The 7,132-nt window shown below is 71.3% G+C and carries 5 protein-coding genes and 1 pseudogene; 4 read left to right on the top strand and 2 right to left on the bottom strand.

The genetic code is table 11. The annotated features are described in order from the left end of the window. The coding region (locus tag VN520_RS33410; protein WP_325750695.1) for a M23 family metallopeptidase at positions 1 to 770 on the top strand (770 nt) is incomplete at its 5' end. A 36-nt stretch (positions 771 to 806) separates the two neighbouring features. On the opposite strand, the gene pcrA is transcribed toward VN520_RS33410, so the two are convergent. Further along, positions 807 to 3,242 (bottom strand): DNA helicase PcrA, encoded by a 2,436-nt coding sequence (gene pcrA / locus VN520_RS33405; protein WP_325750694.1) that lies wholly within the window; start codon positions 3,240 to 3,242, stop codon positions 807 to 809. Between the two features lie 447 nt (positions 3,243 to 3,689). On the opposite strand from pcrA, the gene VN520_RS33400 reads away from it, so the two are divergent. Then, entirely contained in the window at positions 3,690 to 4,877 is a 1,188-nt protein-coding gene (locus tag VN520_RS33400; RefSeq protein ID WP_325750693.1) for a C40 family peptidase, read from the top strand. A gap of 61 nt (positions 4,878 to 4,938) precedes the next feature. Here VN520_RS33400 and VN520_RS33395 read toward each other — a convergent pair whose 3' ends face one another. Then, positions 4,939 to 5,292, bottom strand: a complete 354-nt coding sequence (locus tag VN520_RS33395) for a hypothetical protein (protein WP_325750692.1) — start codon at positions 5,290 to 5,292, stop codon at positions 4,939 to 4,941. 310 nt (positions 5,293 to 5,602) lie between these two features. Between VN520_RS33395 and VN520_RS33390 the strand changes: the two genes are divergently transcribed. Both VN520_RS33390 and VN520_RS33385 read left to right on the top strand, forming a co-directional pair. Continuing rightward, positions 5,603 to 6,673: a C40 family peptidase gene (locus VN520_RS33390; RefSeq protein WP_325750691.1), complete on the top strand. Its 1,071-nt coding sequence runs from the start codon at positions 5,603 to 5,605 to the stop codon at positions 6,671 to 6,673. Between the two features lie 12 nt (positions 6,674 to 6,685). Beyond that, positions 6,686 to 7,132: pseudogene (locus tag VN520_RS33385) on the top strand (GNAT family N-acetyltransferase); the annotation flags it as partial.

Below are 7,132 nucleotides of genomic sequence, written 5' to 3'. Positions count from 1 at the left end.
GCCCCGTGAGCCGTTCCGCCGCCCCGCGCGGCAGCCGGGGCCGGCGCCGCACCCCCGCGAAGCGCTCCGCGCTCCTCACCGTCGCCGTCCCCTCCGCCTGCGTCATGAGCGTCGCGGGCATCGCCGCCGCCTCGGTGAGCGTCGGCGGAGGTGAGGAGACCAAGGACGAGACCACGTCCATGGCAGCCGCCGACACGGTCCAGCCGGCCGTGGCCAACAACAAGCTGGACACGCAGCTGGCCAACCTCAGCGCCGATGCCGAGAACTTCGCCGACCGCGCCAGCCGCACCCAGGAGCGCATCGACCTGAAGGAGCGTCAGGCAGCCGAGAAGAGGGAGCGCCAGAAGGAAGCCGCGCGCCGCGAGGCCGCGCGCCCCAAGTTCGCGCTGCCCGTGGCGCAGCACGGCCTCAGCGCCGCCTACGGCCAGGCCGGTGTGAACTGGATGTCCGCGCACACGGGCATCGACTTCCCGGTCTCCTACGGCACTCCCGTGATGGCGGCGACCGACGGCACCGTCCGTACGCAGTTGAACAGCGCTTACGGGAACATGGTGATCGTCACCGCGGCCGACGGCACAGAGACGTGGTACTGCCACCTCAGTACCGCGAAGATCCGCTCCGGTTCGGTCAAGGCCGGTGACGTCATCGCCTATTCGGGAGACTCCGGCAACTCCACCGGCCCGCACCTGCACTTCGAGGTACGGCCCGGCGGCGGCTCGGCGATCGACCCGACGCCGTGGTTCCGCAGCCACGGCCTCAACCCGAACTGACGCCGACCGGCACCCGCGGGTGCCGGTCGGCCCGGTTCAGAGCTTCTCGACCGGCGCGTAGCGCAGCAGCAGCTTCTTCGGCCGCTCGTCGCCGAAGTCGACCGTCGCCTTCGCCTGGTCGCCGAAGCCTTCGACCGCCGTCACCGTCCCCAGCCCGAACTGGTCGTGCGTGACCCGGTCCCCGGCCACCAGGGTGACCGTCGGCTTGTCCGAGGTGCGCCGGGTCGCGAAACCCGACGGCCCGGACTTCGAGCGCGACGAGGACAGCGAGGACGTGATGCCCGAGGTCGGCCCCGCCGCAGCAGCCATCGGCCCCTTGCGCTTCCACTCCAGGTGCTGGTCCGGGATCTCCTCCAGGAACCGCGACGGCGGGTTGTACGAGGGCTGGCCCCAGGCACTCCGCATCGCCGCCCGGGTCAGGTACAGGCGCTCACGGGCACGCGTGATGCCCACATAGGCGAGCCGGCGCTCCTCCTCCAGCTCCTTCACCTGCCCCAGCGCGCGCATGTGCGGGAAGACGCCGTCCTCCATGCCGGTCAGGAACACCACCGGGAATTCGAGGCCCTTGGCCGTGTGCAGGGTCATCAGCGTGATGACGCCGGAGCCGTCCTCGTCCTCGTCGGGGATCTGGTCGGAGTCCGCGACGAGCGCGACCTTCTCCAGGAACTCGGCGAGTGTCCCCGTGCCCTCCTCCTCCGCGCGTTCCTGCTCGAATTCGAGCGCGACGGCGGCGAGTTCCTGGAGGTTCTCGATACGGGTCTCGTCCTGCGGGTCGGTGGAGGCCTGGAGCTCGGCGAGGTAGCCGGTCCGCTCCATGACCGCCTCCAGCACGACGGCGGGTCCCGCGCCGGACTCCACGATCGTGCGGAGCTCCTCCATGAGCGTGTTGAAGCGCTTCACGGCGTTGGCCGAGCGGGCCGCCATGCCGTACGCCTCGTCGACGCGGCGCAGGGCCTGCGGGAAGGAGATCTTCTCGCGCATCGACAGGGCGTCGATCATTGCCTCGGCCCGGTCGCCGATGCCCCGCTTGGGTACGTTGAGGATGCGGCGCAACGGAACCGTGTCCTCGGGGTTGGCGAGGACACGGAGGTAGGCCAGGACGTCCCTGACCTCTTTGCGCTCGTAGAAGCGCACTCCGCCCACGACCTTGTAGGGCAGCCCGACGCGGATGAAGATCTCTTCGAAGACACGGGACTGGGCGTTCGTGCGGTAGAAGACCGCGACGTCGCCCGCCTTGGCGTCCCCGGCGTCCGTCAGCCGGTCGATCTCGTCGGCGACGAACTGCGCCTCGTCGTGCTCGGTGTCGGCGACGTAGCCCGCGATCCGGGTGCCCGCGCCCGCGTTCGTCCAGAGGTTCTTGGGGCGGCGGCTCTCGTTGCGCTCGATGACGGCGTTGGCCGCGGAGAGGATCGTCTGGGTGGAGCGGTAGTTCTGCTCCAGCATGATCGTGGTCGCGTCCGGATAGTCCTCCTCGAACTGGAGGATGTTGCGGATGGTCGCGCCGCGGAAGGCGTAGATCGACTGGTCCGCGTCACCGACGACGCACAGCTCTCCGGGGGCGTCGGCCTCACCGGCCGGGCCCACCAGCTCGCGCACCAGGGTGTACTGCGCGTGGTTGGTGTCCTGGTACTCGTCGACCAGGACGTGCCGGAAGCGGCGGCGGTAGTGCTCGGCGACGTCGGGGAACGCCTGGAGCAGGTGCACCGCCGTCATGATGATGTCGTCGAAGTCCAGGGCGTTGGCCTCGCGCAGCCGCGCCTGGTAGAGCGCGTAGGCCTGCGCCAGCGTCTTCTCGAACCCGTCCGCGGCCTGCCCTGCGAACGTCTCCTCGTCGATCAGCTCGTTCTTGAGGTTCGACACCTTCGCCGTGAACGACTTCGGCGGGTAGCGCTTCGGGTCGAGGTCCAGATCGCGGCAGACCAATGCCATCAGCCGCTTCGAGTCGGCGGCGTCGTAGATCGAGAACGACGAGGTGAAGCCCAGGCGCTTCGACTCGCGGCGCAGGATCCGCACACAGGCGCTGTGGAACGTCATGACCCACATGGCGTTGGCGCGCGGGCCGACGAGATCCTCGACACGCTCCTTCATCTCACCGGCGGCCTTGTTGGTGAAGGTGATCGCGAGGATCTGCCCCGGGTGCACCCCGCGCTCGGCCAGGAGATGGGCGATCCGGTGGGTGAGCACCCTGGTCTTGCCCGAGCCGGCCCCGGCGACGATGAGCAGCGGGGACCCGGCGTGCACGACGGCGGCGCGCTGCTCGGTGTTCAGCCCGTCGAGCAGCGCGGCGGAGTCGATGACGGGGCGCGCGGCGCCGTCGCGGTAGTAGGCGTCACGCGGCACAGGCGCGTCGAAGGCGTCCCCGAAGAGGCCCTCCGGCACCGCTTCGGGTGCGTGCTCCTCAGGGGGTGGCGGGGGGCCCTCCTCCGCTTGCTGGAGGCCGGTCAGGAAACTGTCGTCAAAGAGGCTGCTCATCGCCTCACGAGTCTAGGCGGCCGGACCGACAGCCCGGGCCGCATCGGCGACATGGGTTCCGGGCCATGCGCGTACCGGGACGGTTCACTCACGGTCCGTGAGATTCCACGGGCGCCTGCGGCCCCGCTGCTCACCGCCCCGGAAAGGTCACGAAAATGTATCGGGCATATCGAACACAGATCTTCACAGGGACACCACGGGTTGGCTAGCGTGCTCCGGCAGGTGCCCCGTACCCCTTGAGGCGAACCACGCCGCACGGGCATCCCGCCGAATCCGTACTCCCCCGAGGGAGCCCGGAACCGGGGACCCGCACGCAGCACCGGGGTGAATCGGCCCGCCTCCACCGGACCGTAGGGCGGCCTTCCGTTCCGCCCGATCCCTCCCCCCAGTGCCTGAACGGCCTGGGGGACCCCCATCGCCGACCCGGTAGACGGTCCACGGAAGGAGATGCCGGCCTTGGCATCGCATCGCAAGCCGCGCACCCGGGTGCGCACCACCGCCCCCGCCGTCGGTCTCACGACGGCGGCTCTCGCCTCCGTCACCCTGCTCTCCTCCCAGAGCGCGACGGCCGCCCCCGCCGAGCCCAGGCCGAGCATCGAGGAAGTGCAGAAGAAGGTCGACGCCCTCTACCGGCAGGCCGGCACCGCGACACAGCGGTACAACGAGGCGAGGACCGCCTCGGCCGAGCAGCGCTCCGAGGTCGACGCGCTGCTGGAGGCCGCGGCGAAGCGGGCCGACGCGCTCAACGAGACGCGCCGGGAGCTGGGCGCGTACGCGGCCGCGCAGTACCGCAACGGATCGATCGCGCCGACGATGACCTTCTTCCTCGCGGACGACCCGCAGTCGTACTTCGACCAGGACCAGCTGATGGCCCGGATGACCAGCCGGCAGCAGAAGGCGGTCGCCGACTTCCGTACGCAGCAGAAGGCAGCGGCGGCCGAGCGCGTCGAGGCGACGAAGAGCCTGGAGGCGCTCACCGAGTCGCAGGCCGCCCTGCGCACCAGCAAGCAGCAGGTGCAGACGAAGCTCACCGAGGCCCGCACGCTGCTGTCGGAGCTGACCGCCGAGGAGAAGGCGCGGCTCGCGGAGCTGGAGCGCGAGAAGGCGGCCGAGGCCGAGCGCAAGGCCGAGGAACTGGCCCGGCAGCAGGCCGCCGCCGCGAAGGAGGAGGCCGACCGGGCCGCCGGGGAGGAGGCCGCGCGGAAGGAGGCGGGCACCGGCACCGGCGGGGGCACGGAGACCGGCGGCACGGAGACCGGAAGCACGGGCTCCGGCAGCGGCTACGCCACGAAGGCCGGGAAGGTGCTGGCCTTCGCCCGCGCCCAGATCGGCAAACCGTACGTCTGGGGGGCGACGGGCCCGTCCTCGTACGACTGCTCCGGGCTCACCCAGGCCGCCTGGAGGGAGGCGGGCGTCGGTCTGCCGCGCACCACCTGGGACCAGGTCGAGGCCGGCACCCGCGTGGCCACGGCGGATCTGCGCCCCGGCGACCTGGTCTTCTTCTACGACGACATCAGCCACGTCGGCATATACAAGGGCGGCGGCATGATGATCCACGCACCGAAGCCGGGCGCGGACGTCCGCGAGGAGTCGATCTACTCCATGCCGATCTACGGCAGCGTCCGCCCGGCCTGACCCGGGACGCGAGGAAGGGGGCGGCCGACGGGCCGCCCCCTGGTCCGCCGCGCGCGCCCGCTCAGGTCCAGAGCGTGGCGATGAAGATGTTGGCGACCGTCAGCCCGCCGACCGCGGCGAACGCGCCCTTGCCCGCCTTCTCCTCGTCCCGCTTCACATAGACGAGCGCCAGGATCACGACCAGGACCAGCAGCTTGATGCCGATCTTGATGTTGTTCACGCTCTGGTCGTCGGCCTGGTTCAGCCCGACCAGGGCGACACCCGTGACGAGCATGGTGAGCGCACCGTGCAGCATGGCCGGGACGAAGCGGGCCGTACCCGCCCCCATGGCCTTCATCTGGGTCAGGAAGCCGCCCAGCAGGGAAGCGATACCGATGACGTGCAGGGCCACGAAGACATTGATGAGTACGTCCATGGCCGCAGCCTAACCGCGGCCATATCGCCATTCTTCGGCCAGGTAAGACTTACCGATGAGCGGGCACCGAGTCTGCGCGAATTGCCGGACTCCGGTTGCTTTTCCCGGTCAACGTGCGGAAACGAAACAGCACATGCGGGCAATATCTGTCATTACGCCTCTTCCCTGCGCACCAGGTTTAGCGTCCTCCCAGGTGACCGGCTCCGCACCACCGCCCCCGTACCGGGCGGCGCCCCGGTCGCCCCGCCGGGCCCCGGCGGGCCCGTCGCACCCCCCGGCGGGCAGTCGAACGGAAGGACGCACCACCCCCGTGGCCGCCCATCGAGAAGCCGCTCACCGCAAGCCCAAGCAGCGCCTGTTCACCGGGCCTGCTGCCCGCACCGCAGCCACCCTCGCCCTCGCCGGAGCGGCGACCACGACGGCGCTCGAAGGCGCCGCCCAGGCCGACCCCCGGCCCACCCCGGCCCAGGTCGAGTCCGAGGCCGACCGGCTCTACCACGAGGCCGAGGTGGCCACCGAGAGGTATAACGGCGCGAAGGAGGCGGCCGCCGCCTCCGAGAAGGCCCTCGACGCGCTGCGCGACGAGGCGGCCCGCAGGACCGAGCGCCTCAACACCGCGCGCGACGCCCTCGGCTCGTTCGCCACCGCCCAGTACCGCAGCGGCGGCATCGACCCCGCCATCCGGCTGGCCCTCTCCTCCGACCCCGACGAGTACCTGGAGCGCGCCTCCTACGAGAACCGGGTGGGCGACCGCCAGGCCGGCGCGCTCAACGGCGTGCGCCGGCAGATGAGCCACATCGCCCAGCTGCGCGCCCGGGCCGAGGACGAGCTCGTGGTGCTCGCCTCCCGCCGGGCCGACCTGAAGAAGCACAAGGACGCGGTCCGCGCCAAGCTCGCCGACGCCCGGAAACTCCTGGCCACCCTCACCGCCGACCAGCGCGCCGCCTACGAGCGCTCCGCCGGTGCCGCGCACGGCGGCAGCACAGCCCGGGCCGGCCGGAGCGCCCCGCGCAGCTCCGTGGCCGCCCCCCACGCCCGTGCGGCCCAGGCCGTCGGCTTCGCGTACGGGGCACTCGGCAAGCCGTACGTCTGGGGCGCCACCGGGCCCTTCTCCTTCGACTGCTCCGGGCTCACCCAGGCCGCCTGGCGCGCGGCAGGGGTCTCGCTGCCGCGGACGACGTACACCCAGATCAACGCCGGCCGGCGCGTCTCCCGCTCCGAACTCGCCCCGGGCGACCTGGTCTTCTTCTACCCCGGAGTCACCCACGTCGGGCTCTACATCGGCGACGGCCGGATGATCCACGCACCGCGCCCGGGTGCACCCGTCCGTATCGCACCGATCAGCGAAATGCCTTTCGCGGGAGCGACCCGCGTCGCCTAGGCTCCCGGTCTCATGGACCTCGCCATCCAGGACTACGCCCGCTCCCTCGCACTCCGCTCCCCGGACCACTACCGGTCCGGGCCGTTCACGGTGCGGCACAATCCGGGCTGGGAGCTGAAGTACGCCAATTACGCCATCCCCGACCGGGGCGCCGAACCCACCGCGCAGGACATCACCGACCTGGTCACGGCGTTCCGCGCCCATGACCGGCTGCCCCGGCTGGAATTCCTGCCCGCCTGGGCACCCGCCGTCGAACCGGCCCTGCTCGCGGCCGGTTTCACGATCGAGAACCGCGCCCCCGTCCTGGCCTGCACCGCCGACGGCCTCCGCACGCCCGAGCCGGTGGACGGCCTCCGCATCGCCGAGCCCGTCACCGACGCCGAATTCACCTCCGCCGCCGCCGTCCAGCACACGGGCTTCGGCGGCGAGGGCGAACCCGGTGACGGCGGGATCACCTGG

It is taken from the genome of Streptomyces sp. (assembly GCF_035563135.1).
Taxonomy (GTDB): domain Bacteria; phylum Actinomycetota; class Actinomycetes; order Streptomycetales; family Streptomycetaceae; genus Streptomyces.
This window is presented reverse-complemented; position numbering and strand designations above follow the sequence as displayed.

Excerpts from the sequence above, each read along its gene's own strand:
- pcrA (WP_325750694.1), bottom strand. The coding sequence starts at position 3,242 with ATGAGCAGCCTCTTTGACGACAGTTTCCTGACCGGCCTCCAGCAAGCG.
- VN520_RS33400 (WP_325750693.1), top strand. The coding sequence starts at position 3,690 with ATGCCGGCCTTGGCATCGCATCGCAAGCCGCGCACCCGGGTGCGCACC.
- VN520_RS33395 (WP_325750692.1), bottom strand. The coding sequence starts at position 5,292 with ATGGACGTACTCATCAATGTCTTCGTGGCCCTGCACGTCATCGGTATC.